Here is a 16,795-nt window from a genome sequence, read left to right as displayed (position 1 = left end):
GCGCCGCTCGGGAGCTCTCCCGACCGGCTCGGAGCTCTCGTTTCTTCTGGGGTGCGATTCCCATGCAGGACCTGTTTTTCGTGGGGGTGACGGTCGCCGTGTTCGCGATTCTCGCCCTGATCGTCAAGGGGGTTGAGCGGCTGTGAGTGCCGACAACGTCATCGGGCTGGTCGTCTCGATCGCCCTGATCGCCTACCTCGTCGCGGCTCTGATCCGTCCGGAGAAGTTCTAGTGAACCCAACTGTTGCGGGCCTGCTGCAGGCCCTCGCCCTGGTGGGGGCGCTCGCGCTCTCCTACCGCCCGCTGGGCGACTACATGGCCTACGTGCTCACCACGCGCAAGCACCTGCGCGTTGAGCGCGGCATATACAAGCTGATCGGCGTCGACGGCGATGCAGAGCAGACCTGGGCGGCGTACCTGCGCTCGGTGCTGGCCTTCTCTTTCATCTCGGTGCTGCTTCTGTATGCGTTCCAGCGGCTTCAGGACCACCTGTGGCTCTCGCTGGGCTTCCCGGCAGTGACTCCGGCAACCGCCTGGAACACGGCCGCGTCCTTTGTCACCAACACCAACTGGCAGTCGTACTCGGGTGAGTCGGCGATGGGCCACCTGGTGCAGATGGCCGGTCTTGCGGTGCAGAACTTCCTGTCCGCCGCTGTCGGCATCGTCGTCGTGACCGCGCTGATCCGCGGGTTCATCCGCAACAAGACGGACCAGCTGGGCAACTTCTGGGTCGACCTGACCCGCCTCGTGCTGCGCGTGCTGCTGCCGATCTCGATCGTCTTCGCCGTGGTCCTCGTGGCCGGCGGTGTGGTCGAGAACCTTCACATGGCGCAGACAGTCCACGGTCTGTCCGGGGCTGCGCAGTCGATCCCCGGTGGTCCGGTGGCCTCGCAGGAGGTCATCAAGGAGCTGGGTACCAACGGTGGTGGTTTCTACAACGCGAACTCGGCGCACCCGTTCGAGAACCCGAACCCGTTCACGAACTGGCTGGAGATCTACCTCCTGCTGGTGATCTCGTTCTCGCTGTGCCGCACCTTCGGCACGATGGTCCGTTCGCAGAAGCAGGGCTACGCGATCGTCTCGGTCATGGGCCTGTACTGGATGGCCTCGGCGGCGCTGATCACGTTCTTCGAGAACCAGCACTCCGGCGTCGCCGCTCGCATCGCCGGTGCGGCGATGGAGGGCAAGGAAGTCCGCTTCGGCATCCCGGGCAGCTCCCTGTTCGCTGCCTCGACGACGCTCACGTCCACGGGCGCCGTCAACGCGATGCACGACTCGTTCACACCGCTCGGTGGCGGGACCACGATCCTGAACATGATGTTCGGTGAGATCGCGCCCGGCGGCACCGGTTCGGGTCTCTACGGCATCCTGGTGCTCGCGATCGTGACCGTGTTCGTCGCCGGTCTGATGGTCGGCCGCACACCGGAGTACCTGGGCAAGAAACTGGGCGCGCGGGAGATGAAGTTCGCCTCCCTCTACATCCTGACCACGCCCGCGATCGTGCTCTGTGGCACCGGTCTGGCGATGTCGCTCAGCGCGGGTCACGGCGGCGGCATGGCGAACACCGGGCCGCACGGCTTCTCCGAGGTCCTCTACGCCTTCACCTCCGCCGCGAACAACAACGGCTCCGCTTTCGCGGGCATCACGGTGACCAGTAACCACTGGCAGGAGGCCCTGGGCCTGGCGATGCTGTTCGGCCGGTTCCTGCCGATGGTGTTCGTGCTGGCGCTGGCCGGCTCGCTGGCCAAGCAGCAGTCCATTCCGGAGTCGACCGGAACCCTCAAGACCCACAGCCCTCTCTTCGTCGGCATGCTCTCGGGCGTGATCCTCATCGTCGTCGGGCTCACCTACTTCCCGGCCCTGGCGCTCGGGCCGCTCGCGGAAGGTCTCCACTGATGTCCACTCCAACCCTGCGTACTCCGGCCCCGGCGCCGGAAGTCCAGCAGCCGGAGCTCCCGGCAGAGCGGCGGATCGGCGGCGGTCTGCTGGACCCCAAGCAGCTGCTCAAGTCCTTCCCCGACGCGTGCAAGAAGCTCGACCCGCGCGTCATGTTCAAGAACCCGGTCATGTTCGTGGTCGAGGTCGGCTCGCTGCTGACCACGATCTCGGCGATCGAGAAGCCCAGCGTTTTCGCTTGGGTCATCACGGTCTGGCTCTGGCTGACGGTCGTCTTCGCGAACCTGGCCGAGGCCGTGGCCGAGGGCCGTGGCAAAGCGCAGGCCGAAACGCTGCGCAAGACCCGCACGGACACGCTTGCCCGCCGCGTCAGCGGCAACTGGGCGCCCGGAGCCTCCGGCGTGCGGGAGGAAGAGGTCTCGGCCACTCAGCTCAAGCTCGGTGACTTCGTCATCGTCGAGGCCGGTCAGGTCATCCCCGGCGACGGTGACGTGGTCGAGGGTGTCGCGAGCGTCGACGAGTCGGCGATCACGGGTGAGTCCGCGCCGGTGATCCGCGAGTCCGGTGGCGACCGCAGCGCGGTCACGGGTGGCACGAAGGTGCTGTCGGACCGGATCGTCGTCAAGATCACGTCGGAGCCCGGCAAGACCTTCATCGACCGCATGATCGCCCTGGTGGAGGGCGCGGCCCGGCAGAAGACGCCGAACGAGATCGCCCTCAACATCCTGCTCGCGTCGCTCACCATCGTCTTCCTGCTGGCGGTCGTCACGCTCCAGCCGATGGCGAAGTACGCGGGCGCCGAGCAGACGATCATCGTGCTGGTCTCGCTCCTGGTGGCGCTGATCCCGACGACGATCGGCGCACTGCTGTCCGCGATCGGCATCGCGGGCATGGACCGCCTGGTCCAGCGCAACGTGCTGGCTATGTCCGGCCGCGCCGTCGAAGCGGCCGGCGACGTGTCCACGCTGTTGCTCGACAAGACCGGCACGATCACCTTCGGCAACCGCCAGGCTGCCGAGTTCGTGACCGTCGGTGGTGCCGACCAGGACCAGCTCGCGAATGCCGCGCAGCTCTCCTCCCTCGCGGACGAGACTCCCGAGGGCCGTTCGATCGTCGTGCTGGCGAAGGAGAAGTACGGTCTGCGCGAGCGTGCACAGGGCGAGTTGGCGCACGCCACCTGGATCGAGTTCACCGCCCAGACCCGCATGTCGGGTGTCGATCTGGACGAGTCCGCCGGTCTGCACGCGATCCGTAAGGGTGCGGCTGCAGCGGTCGCCAACTGGGTGGCGGAGAACGGTGGCGAGACGTCCAACGAGCTGGATGTCGCGGTCGAGCGGATCTCCAACCTCGGTGGCACGCCGCTCGTGGTCGCGGAGAAGAAGGGCGATGCGCCGGCCCGCGTGCTCGGGGTGATCTACCTCAAGGACGTGGTCAAGCCGGGCATCAAGGAGCGCTTCGCTGAGATGCGGGCGATGGGCATCAAGACCGTCATGATCACCGGCGACAACCCTCTCACTGCGGCGGCCATCGCCGAGGAGGCGGGCGTGGACGACTTCCTCGCGGAGGCGACTCCCGAGGACAAGATGGCCCTGATCAAGAAGGAGCAGGAGGGCGGCCGTCTGGTCGCCATGACCGGTGACGGCACGAACGACGCGCCCGCGCTCGCGCAGGCCGACGTCGGCGTGGCGATGAACACCGGTACCTCGGCCGCCAAGGAGGCCGGGAACATGGTGGACCTGGACTCCAACCCGACCAAGCTGATCGAGATCGTCGAGATCGGCAAGCAGCTGCTCATCACGCGCGGCGCGCTGACCACCTTCTCGATCGCCAACGATGTCGCGAAATACTTCGCGATCATCCCGGCCATGTTCGCGGCGGTCTACCCGGGCCTCGGGCACCTGAACATCATGGGCCTGCACAGCCCGAAGTCGGCGATCACCTCGGCGATCATCTTCAACGCGCTGATCATCATCGGCCTGATCCCGCTGGCCCTGCGCGGCGTGCGCTACCGGCCCTCCTCCTCCCAGTCGCTGCTCCGCCGCAACCTGGGGATCTACGGCGTCGGCGGCCTGATCCTGCCGTTCATCGGCATCAAGGCCATCGACCTGATCGTCCAGTTCATCCCCGGCCTGCACTGAGCAGAAGAGAAGTGACACACCATGGCTAAGCCCCTTCCCACTTCGGTGCGGAACCACCTCACCGGTCTGCGGATCCTGCTCCTGTTCACCGTGGTCTGCGGCCTCGCGTACCCGCTGGTGATCACGGGCGTGTCCCAGGTCGCCTTCTCCCAGCAGGCCAACGGCTCGCTGGTGAAGGACACGAAGGGTCACGTCGTCGGCTCCTCGCTGATCGGCCAGAACTTCACGATCGTCAGCGCCGACGGCAAGACCTCCAGCCCGGACCCGAAGCTGTTCCAGTCCCGACCCTCCGCGGCCGGCACGAACGGTTACGATCCGACCGCTTCCGGCGGCACCAACAAGGGCACCAACGACGCCGGACTCGTGACGACCTACACCCAGCTCAAGTCCGACATCGCCAAGTTCAACGGCGTGTCCCAGAGCCAGGTCCCGGCCGACGCGATCACCTCGTCCGGCTCCGGCCTCGACCCGGACATCAGCCCGGCCTACGCCGAGATCCAGGTCAACCGCGTCGCCAAGGCCCGCGGGATCTCACCGGCCGCCGTCGAAGCACTCGTGAAGAAGTACACCCAGGACCGCACCCTCGGCTTCCTGGGCGAGCCCCGGGTCAACGTCCTGGAACTCAACATCGCCCTGACCAAGGCCGGCTGAGCCGAGGTCAGGAGTCGTGTGAGCGGTTCGGCCGCGCGGGGCAGCAGCTCCGCGCGGCCGGATCGGAGGATTCACCCACCGCAAGGGCAAGGGAGTTCGTGGTGTCAGCGCGAAACGGGCCGTCTCCGCCAGGAAAGCTCAAGGTGTTCCTCGGCTCGGCGCCGGGCGTCGGCAAGACCTACAGAATGCTCGACGAGGCCCACCGCCGCCGGCAGCGCGGCCAGGACGTGGTCATCGGATACGTCGAGTGTCATCGGCGTCCGCACACAGAAGCGCTGCAACAGGGCATCGAGGTCGTGCCCCGCAATCACCGCGAGTACCGGGGCGGTGAGTTCACGGAGATGGACCTCGATGCCCTGCTCGCCCGCCGGCCCGAGGTCGCGGTCGTGGACGAGTTGGCGCACACCAACGTGCCAGGTGGCCGTCATGCGAAGCGCTGGCAGGACATCGAGGACCTTCTCGCCGCTGGCATCGACGTGCTCACCGCGGTCAACGTCCAGCACCTCGAATCACTGAACGACGTCGTCCAGAAGATCACCGGCGTGCCGCAGCGCGAGACCGTCCCGGACGAGGTGGTCCGCCGCGCCGACCAGATCGAACTCGTCGACATGGCCCCCGAGGGCCTGCGCCGCCGCATGGCCCACGGCAACGTCTACGCCGCCGAAAAGGTCGACGCCGCACTGTCCAACTACTTCCGCGTCGGCAACCTCACCGCACTACGCGAACTCGCCCTGCTCTGGCTCGCCGGCCGCGTCGACGAAGGACTCCAGCGCTACCGCGCCGAACACGACATCTCAAAAGTCTGGGAAACCCGCGAACGCGTCGTCGTCGCCCTCACCGGCGGCCCCGAAGGCGAGACGCTGATCCGCCGCGCCGCCCGCATCGCCGACCGCGCCGGCAGCGGCGCCCTCCTCGCCGTCCACGTCGCCCGCAGCGACGGCCTCGCCGACGCCAACCCCGCCGCACTCGCCGCCCAACGCCACCTCGTCGAATCGCTCGGCGGCAGCTACCACTCCGTCGTCGGCGACAACATCCCGCGCGCACTCCTCGACTTCGCCCGCGCGGAGAACACCACCCAGCTCGTCCTCGGCACCAGCCGACGCGGCACGCTGCGCCGCGCACTCACGGCCGGGCGCGGCATCGGCGAGACGACGGTCGAACTCTCCGGCGACATCGACGTCCACATGGTCACCCACGAACAGGCCGGTCGCGGACGCAGACTGCAGCTTCCGGGACCACTCCACTCGACCGCCCGCCGGATCATCGGCCTGCTCGCGGGCGTCATCCTGCCGATTCTCGTGACGGCTGTCCTCTGCCTCAACCGCACCGCCGTCAACCTGACCAGCGACACCCTGATCTACCTGGTCGCGGTCGTGGGCGTGGCACTGCTGGGCGGCATCACGTCCGCGCTGATCGCCTCCCTCGTCGCCTCGCTGCTGCTGAACTACTACTTCATCCCGCCCATCCACCAGTTCACCATCGCCGCGCCCAACAACGTGCTGGCGCTGGTGGTCTTCGCGGTGGTGGCCACGGTCGTGGCCGGTGTGGTCGACACCGGTACGCGGCTCTCGCAGCGTGCCGCCCGCGCCACCGCCGAGGCCGAGACGCTCTCCGCGCTCACCGGCAGCGTGCTCCGCGGCGACCAGGCCGTGCCCGCGCTGCTGGCTCGGTTGCGCGAGACCTTCGGGATGCAGTCCGTCTTGCTCGTGCGCGTCGACCCCTCGGGCGAACGCACCGTGGTCGATGCGCGGCTGTCCGAGGAGCCGTCCGGGGGCGAGAACGTGTCCCCGACGGCGGCCAACGCGTCGCAGGCGGTGGAGGAAGTGGCGGTCGGAGCCGATGCCACCCTGGTGCTGAGCGGTCGTCCGCTGCCGGCCGCTGACCGCCGCGTGCTGTCGGCGTTCACCGCGCACGTCGCGGTGGCGCTGGAACGCGAACGGCTCGCCGAGGCGGCGGCCGAGGTGGAGCCGGTCAAGGCCGCCGACCGGCTGCGCACCGCGCTGCTCGCGGCCGTCAGCCACGACCTGCGCACGCCTCTCGCCGTCGCCCTCGCGTCCGTGTCCTCCCTCCGCAGCCACGACGTCGACTTCACCGCCGAGGACCGCGACGAACTGCTGGGCACGGCGGAGAGTTCCTTGGTGAAGCTGAACCGACTTGTCGACAACCTGCTCGACATGAGCCGCCTCCAGGCCGGAGTGCTGGCCCTGCACATCCAGCCGACGGCCCTCGAGGACGTCGTCCCGCTGGCCCTGGACTCGCTCCCGGACGAGCACGCGCCGGTCCGCAGCCAGGGACTGGAGCACGTTCCCGCCGTCCTGGTCGACCCGCCGCTGCTGGAACGCGTCATCGCCAACCTGGCCGTCAACGCCCTGCGCCACGGCCAGGGACAGTCCGTGCTCGTCGCGGCCAGCGTGCTGGCGGACCGGGTCGAAGTCCGGGTGATCGACCGTGGTCCCGGCATTCCCGTCGAGGACCGTGACCGCGTCTTCCAGCCCTTCCAGCGCCTCGGCGACACCGACAACACCACCGGCGTCGGCCTCGGTCTCGCCCTCTCCCGGGGGCTGACCGAGGCCATGGGCGGCACGCTCGCCGCCGAGGACACGCCGGGCGGCGGCCTGACCATGGTCCTTTCCCTGCCGGCCGCGCCCGCTGCCGCCGCTGCCCCCACCGAACCATCGCACACTGCCGTGAATGACGAAATGGCCCCCCAGTGACCCGAATCCTCATCGTTGACGACGAACCGCAGATGCTGAAGGCTCTGCAGATCAACCTCCAGGCGCGCCACTACACCGTGGCCGTCGCCGCCGACGGCAGACGGGCCCTGATGGAGGCGACGCAGAACCCGCCGGACGCGATCATCCTCGACCTGGGTCTGCCTCAGATCGGTGGACTTCAGGTGCTCCAGGCGTTGCGGGCCTGGAGCGCGGTGCCGGTCATCGTGCTGTCCGGGCGCTCCGAGTTCGCCGAGAAGGTGGCGGCCCTCGACGCGGGGGCGGACGACTACGTGACCAAGCCGTTCGCGATGAACGAGCTGCTGGCCCGCCTGCGGGCCGCGCTGCGCCGCCCCGCGCGGGCCGAGGCGGTCGCGCCCACGGCGGAGATCGGCCGCTACACCGTCGATCTGGCCGCCGCCATCGTGCGCCCGACCCAAGGGGAAGGCCCTACGGTGCGGTTGACGCCGACCGAGTGGCGCATCCTCTCGGTCCTGCTGGCCCACCCCGGACGGCTGGTGACAGGACATCAGATCCTGCAACAGGTCTGGGGGCCGGGGCATGAGCAGAAGACCAACTATCTGCGCGTCTACTTCGCGGGTCTGCGCCGCAAACTGGAAGAGGACCCCGCACATCCCAAGCACCTGCTCACCGAACCCGGCATGGGCTACCGCTTCGAGCCGTGACGGCAGCCCTCCCGCCCTCCCGCACCTCGGCGCTAAGCCCGGGTCAAGGAAACCATCCCGGACATATCGGCGGCATCAGGGTGGGCCGGGGGAGCTTGCGGCGGGGTGCCGGGCGGGCTGAGATGGTGGGCATGGACCTCCTCGTCTGCAGCCTTGTCCGCGCGGTCACCGCGCCGGGCTGCCCTGCCGCGACGCGGCACGAGGACCGTCCGCCTCATCGCGCCTGCGAGCGCTGACGCGACCACACCCTGCTGCCCGTCGTCCCGCCCCGCGCGGGACGACGCGGCTGCTCGGTGGCCACCTTTCCGACGTTCTTCCCCTGAATGGATCGCCGTGTCCGCTGACACTTTCGCCTTTGCCGACCGCACCGCCCTGGTCACCGGGGCCACCAACGGGATCGGCCTGCAGATCGCGCTGCGCCTCGCCCTCGGCGGCGCGCGCGTGATCGTGCACGGGCAGACCGCACAGAACACCGCCGTCGCGACCGAGGCGCTGGCTGAGCTGGGCGCGCCGACGGGCCGCCTGGAGCAGGCGGTCGCCGACCTCCGCCACCTGGACGAGGTCCGCGCGCTGGCCGACCGGCTCACCGAGCACCACGAGCGGATCGACCTGCTGGTTCTCAACGCCGGGATCGCCGCGCCCGAGCGCCGCACCCTCACCGAGGAGGGCAACGAGCTCAGCTTCCAGGTCAACTACCTCGCCCCCTACCTGCTCACCCGGCTGCTGGAGCGCCCGCTCGCACGCGGCACCGACTCCCGGATCGTCGCGGTCGGCTCGACGCTGCACCGGACCGCCAACATCGACTGGACCGACCTGACCCGCGCCAAGCGCTACTCCCGCATCGCCGCCTACGGACAGTCCAAGCTGGCGCTGACCACGTTCGTCACCGCGCTGGCCCACTGGCTCCCGGCCGGCCACACGGCCCTGACGGTCCACCCGGGCGTGGCCGAGACCGCCACCCGTCCGCTCTACGGCACCACCGGCCGACCGGCCGGGGAGGTCGCCGAGAACGTGATCCAGCTCTGCGACCCCGGCTTCGAGGTCGTGAACGGCGGCTACTACGAGCGGCTGGAGCTGGTCGCGGCCGGCCCGCAGGTGACCGAGAAGCGCTCCGTTGACCGGCTGCTCAAGCTCAGCGAGCGGCTGACCGCCCAGCTCGAGCCCGCGCTCTGACGGTGCGCCACATCGCTTTCCACCCCGCCGATCACACCAGGAACCCCGACATGTCCAAGCGCGCCCGCAAGAAGCACGACCGCCGCAAGAAGGCCGGCAACCACGGAAAGCGCGCCGGCTCCTGACCGGAGCCTCGAGCCTCGCGTCGAAGGCGTCCCCGTGTCACCCGGCTCGGGGACGCCTCGCGCTTCTGACGACCTTTCGGGTGACATTGCGGCCTTGAAGCGTTAGGCGGCGTGCGGATCCGGTGATGCCTCAGCTCCGAGCTCGAACCGTCCGGAAGCCTGCGGAGCCCACATGTCCGACGTCGCGTTCGTCGCGGTCACCGTCGTCGTCTTCGGAGTGCTCGCGCTCATCGCGAAGGGCGTGGAGCGCCTGTGAGCGCCGACAACATCATCGGGCTGGTGGTGGCCGTGGCCCTGGTCGGCTACCTGGTCGCCGCGCTGATCCTGCCGGAGCGCTTCTAGTGAATCCGACCCTGGCGGGGTCCCTTCAGGCCTTGACCCTGGTCGCGGCGCTGGCCTTGTCCTACCGGCCGCTCGGCGACTACCTGGCGCACCTGCTGACCTCCGGACGCCATCTGCGCGCCGAACGCCTGCTCTACCGGGCCATCGGAGTGGCCCCCGAGGGCGACCAGACCTGGTACGTCTATCTGCGCAGCGTGCTGGCCTTCTCGGCGATCTCGGTGCTCTTTCTCTACGCCTTCCAGCGGTTCCAGAACGATCTCTGGCTCTCGCTCGGCTTTTCCGCCGTACCGTCGGCGACCGCCTGGAACACGGCCGCGTCTTTCGTGACCAACACCAACTGGCAGTCGTACTCGGGCGAGTCGACGATGGGCCATCTCGTGCAGATGGCCGGCCTGGCGGTGCAGAACTTCCTCTCGGCGGGCGTCGGCATCGCGGTCGTCGCGGCCCTGATCAGGGGCTTCACCAGGGACGAGACCGACCGGGTCGGTAACTTCTGGGTGGACCTGACCCGGATCGTGGTGCGGCTGCTGCTGCCGGTCTCCTTCGTGCTGGCGATCGTTTTCGTCGCCTCCGGCATGGTCGAGAACCTGCATGCCGCGCAGACCGTCCACACACTCTCCGGTGCGGCGCAGTCGATCCCGGGCGGACCGGTGGCCTCGCAGGAGATCATCAAGGAGCTGGGCACCAACGGTGGTGGTTTCTACAACGCCAACTCGGCGCACCCCTTCGAGAATCCGAACCCGTTCACGAACTGGCTGGAGATCTACCTCCTGCTGGTGATCTCCTTCGCCCTGCCGCGCACCTTCGGGCGGATGATCGGCGACAACCGGCAGGGCTACGCGATCGTCGCGGTGATGGGCCTGTTCTGGGTGGCCTCGGCGAGCCTGATGACCCTTTTCGAGTGGCAGCACCACGGCACCGCGCTGCAGGCCGCGCACGGCGCGATGGAGGGCAAGGAGGTCCGCTTCGGCATCGCCGCCTCCGCGCTCTTCGCCAGTTCCACGACGCTGACCTCGACCGGCGCGGTCAACGCGGCGCACGACTCGCTCTCGCCGCTCGGCGGCGGAATCGCGATCTTCGACATGATGCTAGGTGAGATCGCGCCCGGCGGCACCGGCTCCGGTCTCTACGGGATCCTGGTGCTGGCGATCGTGACGGTCTTCGTCGCGGGTCTGATGGTCGGTCGCACGCCGGAGTACCTGGGCAAGAAGCTGGGTGCGCGGGAGATGAAGTTCGCCTCCCTCTACATCCTCACCACGCCCGCGATCGTGCTGGTCGGCACGGGCGTGGCGATGTCCTTCAAAGCCGAGCGTGCCGACATGCTCAACAGCGGCGCTCACGGCTTCTCCGAAGTCCTCTACGCCTTCACCTCGGCGGCCAACAACAACGGCTCCGCCTTCGCCGGACTTACCGTCACCAGCACCTGGTGGAACACCGCACTCGGGCTGGTGATGCTCTTCGGCCGCTTCCTGCCGATGGTGTTCGTGCTGGCGCTCGCGGGGTCCTTGGCCCGGCAGCGGCCGGTCCCACGGACGACCGGGACCCTGCCCACGCACAATGCGCTCTTCGTCGGGATGCTGGCAGGAGTGGTGCTGATCGTGGTCGGGCTCACCTACTTCCCGGCCCTGGCGCTCGGGCCGCTCGCGGAAGGTCTCCACCGATGACCGTCACCGAACCCGCCGCCGAGCCGGGACCGGGCGCACCCCACGCGGGCCACGGCGAGGGCCACCACGAGGCACACCGCGTCTCGGGCGGCCTGCTCGACCCCAAGCAGCTCCTCGCCTCACTGCCGGATGCGGTCCGCAAGGTCGACCCGCGGGTGATGTTCAAGAACCCGGTCATGTTCGTGGTCGAGGTCGGCTCGCTGCTCACCACCTACTCGGCGATCCGTCACCCGAGCGTCTTCGCCTGGGTGATCACGGCCTGGCTCTGGCTGACGGTCGTCTTTGCGAACCTGGCGGAAGCGGTCGCCGAGGGGCGTGGCAAGGCCCAGGCCGAAACGCTGCGCAAGACCCGCACCGACACCATCGCCCGCCGTGTCCTCGGCGCCTGGACACCGGGCGCCACGGCGGTCGCCGAGGAGGAGGTCGCCGCGACGGAACTGCGCCTGGGCGACCACGTGGTGGTCGAGGCGGGTCAGGTCATCCCTGGCGACGGTGACGTGGTCGAGGGTGTCGCGTCGGTGGACGAGTCGGCGATCACGGGTGAGTCCGCGCCGGTGATCCGCGAGTCGGGTGGAGACCGCAGCGCGGTCACGGGTGGCACGAAGGTGCTGTCGGACCGGATCGTCGTGAAGATCACGTCGGAGCCCGGCAAGACGTTCATCGACCGCATGATCGCCCTCGTTGAGGGCGCGGCCCGGCAGAAGACGCCGAACGAGATCGCCCTCAACATCCTGCTCGCGTCGCTCACCATCGTCTTCCTGCTCGCGGTCGTCACGCTCCAGCCCATGGCCACCTATGCCGGGGCCGAGCAGACGATCGTCGTCCTCGTGGCACTGCTGGTGGCGTTGATCCCGACGACGATCGGCGCGCTGCTGTCCGCGATCGGCATCGCGGGCATGGACCGGCTGGTCCAGCGCAACGTGCTGGCCATGTCCGGCCGCGCCGTCGAGGCGGCCGGCGACGTGTCCACCCTGCTGCTCGACAAGACCGGCACAATCACTTTCGGCAACCGTCAGGCGGCGGAGTTCCTGCCGGTCGGGGACGTCGACGTGAACCGCCTCGCCGACGCCGCGCAGCTCTCCTCGCTCGCCGACGAAACACCGGAAGGCCGCTCCATCGTCGTGCTGGCGAAGGAGAAGTACGGCCTGCGCGCCCGCCACCAGGGCGAGCTCGGCCATGCCACCTGGATCGAGTTCACCGCCCAGACCCGGATGTCCGGCGTCGACCTCGCCGAGCCCTCCGGGGTGCACGCCACTCGCAAGGGCGCGGCAGGCTCCGTGGCGGAGTGGGTGCGTGAGCACGGCGGCCGCGCGGACCAGGCGCTGGACGTGGCCGTCCAGCGGATCTCCAACCTGGGCGGCACCCCGCTCGTCGTCGCGGAGAAGGTCGCCGCCGACCCGGCCAGGGTCCTCGGGGTCATCTACCTCAAGGACGTGGTCAAGCACGGCATCAAGGAGCGCTTCGACGACCTGCGGGCGATGGGCATCAAGACCGTCATGATCACGGGTGACAACCCGCTGACGGCCGCCGCGATCGCCGAGGAGGCGGGGGTGGACGACTTCCTCGCGGAGGCGACGCCCGAGGACAAGATGGCGCTCATCCGGCAGGAGCAGGCCGGCGGCAAGCTCGTCGCGATGACCGGTGACGGCACCAACGACGCGCCCGCGCTCGCGCAGGCCGACGTCGGCGTGGCGATGAACACGGGTACCTCGGCCGCCAAGGAGGCCGGGAACATGGTGGACCTGGACTCCAACCCGACCAAGCTGATCGAGATCGTCGAGATCGGCAAGCAGCTCCTCATCACGCGCGGCGCGCTCACGACCTTCTCGATCGCCAACGACGTGGCGAAGTACTTCGCGATCATCCCGGCCATGTTCGCCAGCGTCTATCCGGGGCTCGGCAGGCTCAACATCATGCACCTGCACAGCCCGACGTCGGCGATCACGTCAGCGATCATCTTCAACGCGCTGATCATCATCGGCCTGATCCCGCTCGCCTTGCGCGGCGTCCGTTACAAGCCCTCCTCGGCGTCCTCGCTGCTCCGCCGCAACCTCGGCGTCTACGGAGTGGGCGGGCTGATCCTGCCCTTCGTCGGCATCAAGCTGATCGACCTCGTCGTCCAGTTCATCCCCGGCCTGCACTAGAGAGCGGTGAGCACCCCATGGCCAAGCCCCTGCCGGCGCTGGTCCGGCTCCATCTGACGGGCCTGCGCCTGCTGTTGGTCTTCACCGTCATCTGCGGCATCGCCTACCCGCTCGCGATCACCGGCATCGCCCAGCTGATCTTCCCCGGGCAGGCCAACGGCTCCCGGGTGAAGCTGGACGGACGGACGGTCGGGTCCAGCCTGCTCGGGCAGACCTTCGATCTGCGCCGTATCGATCCCAAGGCCCCGTCGCTGCCGGACCCGCGCTGGTTCCAGCCTCGCCCCTCCGCGGCCGGTGCCGGGTACGACACCACCGCCTCGGGCGGCTCCAACCTCGGGCCCAATGATGCGGGTCTGACCAAGACCGTCCAGGCCCGGCGGCTCGCGCTGGCCATCGTCGACGGTGTCGCGCCCGCGTCCGTGCCGCCGGACGCGCTCACCGCCAGCGGCTCGGGCCTCGACCCGGACATTTCCCCCGCCTACGCTGAGGAGCAGGTCAACCGTGTCGCGAGGGCCCGCCACCTGGACCCCGCCGTGGTCCGCCGCCTGGTGCGCGACCACACCCAGGGCCGCGTGCTGGGCTTCCTCGGTCAGCAGCGGGTCGACGTGGTGACCCTCAACCTGGCGCTCGCGCGACTCGGCTGACGCCGCGTCGCATCCGCCAGCCCGCCCGAGGAAGGGGAGCACGCCGTGCCTGCCACCGAGCCCCGCGTGCACGTCCGGACCGTCCCTGGCCGGCTCAAGGTCTACCTGGGCGCGGCGCCGGGCGTCGGCAAGACCTTCCGCATGCTCGACGAGGGTCTGCGCCGCCGCGACCGCGGCACCGACGTCGTCGTCGGCTTCGTCGAGTCGCACGGTCGCAAGCTGACCGAGGAGCGGCTGGACGGGCTCGAGATCATCCCCCGGCTGACCCGCGAGTACCGGGGCGCCCGGTTCACCGAGATGGACACTGACGCCGTCCTGGCCCGCCGACCCGAAGTCGTCCTGGTCGACGAGCTCGCCCACACCAACATCCCCGGCGGCAGGTACAACAAGCGCTGGCAGGACGTCGAGGACCTGCTCAACGCCGGGATCGACGTGCTGACGACGGTCAACGTGCAGCATCTGGAGTCGCTGAACGACGTCGTCCAGAAGATCACCGGGGTGCCGCAGCGTGAGACCGTCCCGGACGAGGTGGTCCGCCGCGCCGACCAGATCGAGCTCGTCGACATGCCGCCCGAGGGCCTGCGCCGCCGCATGGTGCACGGCAACGTCTACGGCCCGGAGAAGGTCGACGCGGCGCTGTCGAACTACTTCCGTGTCGGCAACCTCACCGCGCTGCGGGAACTCGCGCTGCTCTGGGTCGCCGGCCGGGTCGACGAGGGACTGCAGCGTTACCGTGCCGAGCACGGCATCGGCGGCGTCTGGGAGACGCGGGAGCGCGTCGTCGTCGCGTTGACCGGCGGGCCGGAGGGCGAGACGCTGATCCGCCGAGCCGCCCGCATCGCAGCCCGCTCGGCCGGCGGCGACCTGCTCGCCGTCCACGTCGCCCGCAGCGACGGCCTCGCCGACGCGTCACCGGCGGCCCTCGCCGTAGAGCGGCAACTGGTCGAGAGCATCGGCGGCAGCTACCACTCCGTCGTCGGCGACAACATCCCGCAGGCGCTGCTCGACTTCGCGCGCGCCGAGAACGCCACCCAGCTCGTGCTCGGCACCAGCCGGCGCAGCCTGGTGAGCCGCTCGCTGACCGGGCCCGGCATCGGCGAGACCACGGTCGAACTCTCCGGCGACATCGACGTCCACATGGTGACCCACGAAGCCTCCGGCCGGGGCCGCCACCAACACCCCCCGCGCGCCGGGCAGCCCCCTTGGCGCCGTCTCGGTGCGCCCGTCGCGGCCGTCGCGGTCCCGGTGCTGCTCACGCTGGTGCTCACCACCGGACGCAGCGCGCTCAATCTGACCAGCGAGTCGTTGCTGCTCCTGCTCGGGGTCGTCGGCGTCGCCACGCTCGGCGGGGTCGTCAACGCGCTGCTCGCCTCGGTGGCGGCTTCACTGCTGCTGAACTACTACTTCATTCCTCCCATCCACCGCTTCACCATCGACACCGCCAACAACGTCCTCGCTCTGGTCGCCTTCGTCGTGGTGGCGCTCGTCGTGGCGACCATCGTCGACCAGGCCCGCCATCTCGCCCACCGCGCCGCCAGGGCCACTGCCGAGGCGGAGACCCTGTCCCTGCTGACCCACGACGTCCTCGGCGGCGAGGAGACCATCCCGGCCCTGCTGACCCGGCTGCGTGAGACCTTCGGCATGGACAGCGTCACCCTGATCACCCGCGGCGCGACCGGCGGGCGGACCATCCTCGCCACCGACAGCGTCGCTGGCCCCGCCGACCTCGACGCCGCCCCGCGCCGCGGCGCCGTGGACGAGGAGGTGGCCGTCACCGACGACGCGGCCCTGATCCTCCGCGGCCGCCCGCTTCCCGCCGCCGACCGTCGCGTGCTGACCGCCTTCGCCGCCCACGTCCGCGCCGCGCTCGACCGCGCCCGTCTCGCCCACGCCGCCGCCGAGGCAGGCCCCACCGAGGCGGCCAACCGCACCCGCGCCGCGCTGCTGGCGGCGGTCAGCCACGACCTGCGCGATCCGCTGGCGGTGGCGAGCGCCTCGATCGGTTCCCTGCGCAGCGAACTGACGGCCGATGTTCCGGCCCGGGACCGGAACGAACTGCTGGCCGTCGCCGAGGAGGCGCTGGACCGGCTCGCCGAACTCGCCGACGACCTGCACGATCTGAGCCGTGTTCACACGGGCGCGCTGGTGCCGCGACCGCAGGCCACGGACCTGCCCCTGGTGCTCGCCGCGGTGCGCGCGGAACTGGGCGAGCTGGGTTCCGAGCTGACGACCCGCGGGCTGGACGCGGTGCCCCCGCTCGCCGCCGATCCCGCACTGCTGGAACGCGTCCTCACCAACCTGGTGGCCGACGCGCTCCAGCACTCCGCTGGGGGCGCGAAGATCGTGGTGGCGGCGAGTGCGTTGGCGGACCGCGTCGAGGTGCGGGTCGTCGACCACGGCCCCAGCCTGCGCGCGGCCGACCGCGGCCACCTCTTCGAGCCCTTCGTCCCGCCCTCCGACACGGGCGCTCCCGACCCCGACGCCCGTACCGGCCCCACCCTCCACCTGGCCCTGGCCCGCGGCTTCGCCGAGGCGATGGGCGCGACCCTCGAACCGGAGGACACCCCCGGCGGCGGCCTCACCATGGTGCTCGGCCTGCCCGCCTGGCGCGAGGGCTGAGC

Annotated in this window: 13 protein-coding genes; all 13 read left to right on the top strand. The window is 69.8% G+C overall.

Annotated elements, in window-relative coordinates:
• Positions 1 to 142 precede the first annotated feature (142 nt).
• The 13 genes from kdpF (ABIA32_RS32305) (at position 143) to ABIA32_RS32245 (ending at position 16,793) form a co-directional block, all read left to right on the top strand.
• The gene (kdpF, locus tag ABIA32_RS32305) at positions 143 to 232 is read left to right on the top strand and encodes a K(+)-transporting ATPase subunit F (protein ID WP_370103226.1); all 90 of its coding nucleotides are present in this window, start codon (positions 143 to 145) and stop codon (positions 230 to 232) included.
• Complete coding sequence (kdpA, locus tag ABIA32_RS32300) at positions 232 to 1,896, top strand: potassium-transporting ATPase subunit KdpA (protein WP_370103224.1); 1,665 nt, start codon at positions 232 to 234, stop codon at positions 1,894 to 1,896. The genes kdpF (ABIA32_RS32305) and kdpA (ABIA32_RS32300) overlap by 1 nt, the downstream gene beginning before the upstream one ends.
• Positions 1,896 to 4,034: a potassium-transporting ATPase subunit KdpB gene (kdpB, locus tag ABIA32_RS32295; RefSeq protein WP_370103222.1), complete on the top strand. Its 2,139-nt coding sequence runs from the start codon at positions 1,896 to 1,898 to the stop codon at positions 4,032 to 4,034. Before kdpA (ABIA32_RS32300) ends, kdpB (ABIA32_RS32295) begins: the two co-directional genes overlap by 1 nt.
• 21 nt (positions 4,035 to 4,055) lie before the next feature.
• Complete coding sequence (gene kdpC, locus ABIA32_RS32290) at positions 4,056 to 4,685, top strand: potassium-transporting ATPase subunit KdpC (RefSeq protein ID WP_370103220.1); 630 nt, start codon at positions 4,056 to 4,058, stop codon at positions 4,683 to 4,685.
• Between the two features lie 101 nt (positions 4,686 to 4,786).
• Entirely contained in the window at positions 4,787 to 7,399 is a 2,613-nt protein-coding gene (locus ABIA32_RS32285) for an ATP-binding protein (protein WP_370103218.1), read from the top strand.
• The gene (locus ABIA32_RS32280) at positions 7,396 to 8,082 is read left to right on the top strand and encodes a response regulator (protein WP_370103216.1); all 687 of its coding nucleotides are present in this window, start codon (positions 7,396 to 7,398) and stop codon (positions 8,080 to 8,082) included. The genes ABIA32_RS32285 and ABIA32_RS32280 overlap by 4 nt, the downstream gene beginning before the upstream one ends.
• A gap of 333 nt (positions 8,083 to 8,415) precedes the next feature.
• The gene (locus ABIA32_RS32275; protein WP_370103214.1) at positions 8,416 to 9,255 is read left to right on the top strand and encodes an SDR family NAD(P)-dependent oxidoreductase; all 840 of its coding nucleotides are present in this window, start codon (positions 8,416 to 8,418) and stop codon (positions 9,253 to 9,255) included.
• 50 nt (positions 9,256 to 9,305) lie between these two features.
• Positions 9,306 to 9,380: a 50S ribosomal protein bL37 gene (locus ABIA32_RS32270; RefSeq protein ID WP_370103260.1), complete on the top strand. Its 75-nt coding sequence runs from the start codon at positions 9,306 to 9,308 to the stop codon at positions 9,378 to 9,380.
• A 252-nt stretch (positions 9,381 to 9,632) separates the two neighbouring features.
• Positions 9,633 to 9,722 (top strand): K(+)-transporting ATPase subunit F, encoded by a 90-nt coding sequence (gene kdpF / locus ABIA32_RS32265; RefSeq protein ID WP_370103212.1) that lies wholly within the window; start codon positions 9,633 to 9,635, stop codon positions 9,720 to 9,722.
• Positions 9,722 to 11,386 carry a potassium-transporting ATPase subunit KdpA gene (gene kdpA / locus ABIA32_RS32260; RefSeq protein ID WP_370103210.1) on the top strand — a complete coding sequence of 555 codons (1,665 nt, stop codon included), beginning with the start codon at positions 9,722 to 9,724 and terminating at the stop codon, positions 11,384 to 11,386. The genes kdpF (ABIA32_RS32265) and kdpA (ABIA32_RS32260) overlap by 1 nt, the downstream gene beginning before the upstream one ends.
• Complete coding sequence (gene kdpB, locus ABIA32_RS32255; RefSeq protein ID WP_370103208.1) at positions 11,383 to 13,530, top strand: potassium-transporting ATPase subunit KdpB; 2,148 nt, start codon at positions 11,383 to 11,385, stop codon at positions 13,528 to 13,530. Before kdpA (ABIA32_RS32260) ends, kdpB (ABIA32_RS32255) begins: the two co-directional genes overlap by 4 nt.
• Positions 13,531 to 13,547: 17 nt before the next feature.
• Complete coding sequence (gene kdpC, locus ABIA32_RS32250; protein ID WP_370103206.1) at positions 13,548 to 14,174, top strand: potassium-transporting ATPase subunit KdpC; 627 nt, start codon at positions 13,548 to 13,550, stop codon at positions 14,172 to 14,174.
• Positions 14,175 to 14,219: 45 nt separating this feature from the next.
• Positions 14,220 to 16,793 carry a DUF4118 domain-containing protein gene (locus ABIA32_RS32245; RefSeq protein WP_370103204.1) on the top strand — a complete coding sequence of 858 codons (2,574 nt, stop codon included), beginning with the start codon at positions 14,220 to 14,222 and terminating at the stop codon, positions 16,791 to 16,793.
• Positions 16,794 to 16,795: the final 2 nt, after the last annotated feature.

This window comes from Streptacidiphilus sp. MAP12-20 (assembly GCF_041262525.1).
GTDB lineage: Bacteria > Actinomycetota > Actinomycetes > Streptomycetales > Streptomycetaceae > Streptacidiphilus.
This window is presented reverse-complemented; position numbering and strand designations above follow the sequence as displayed.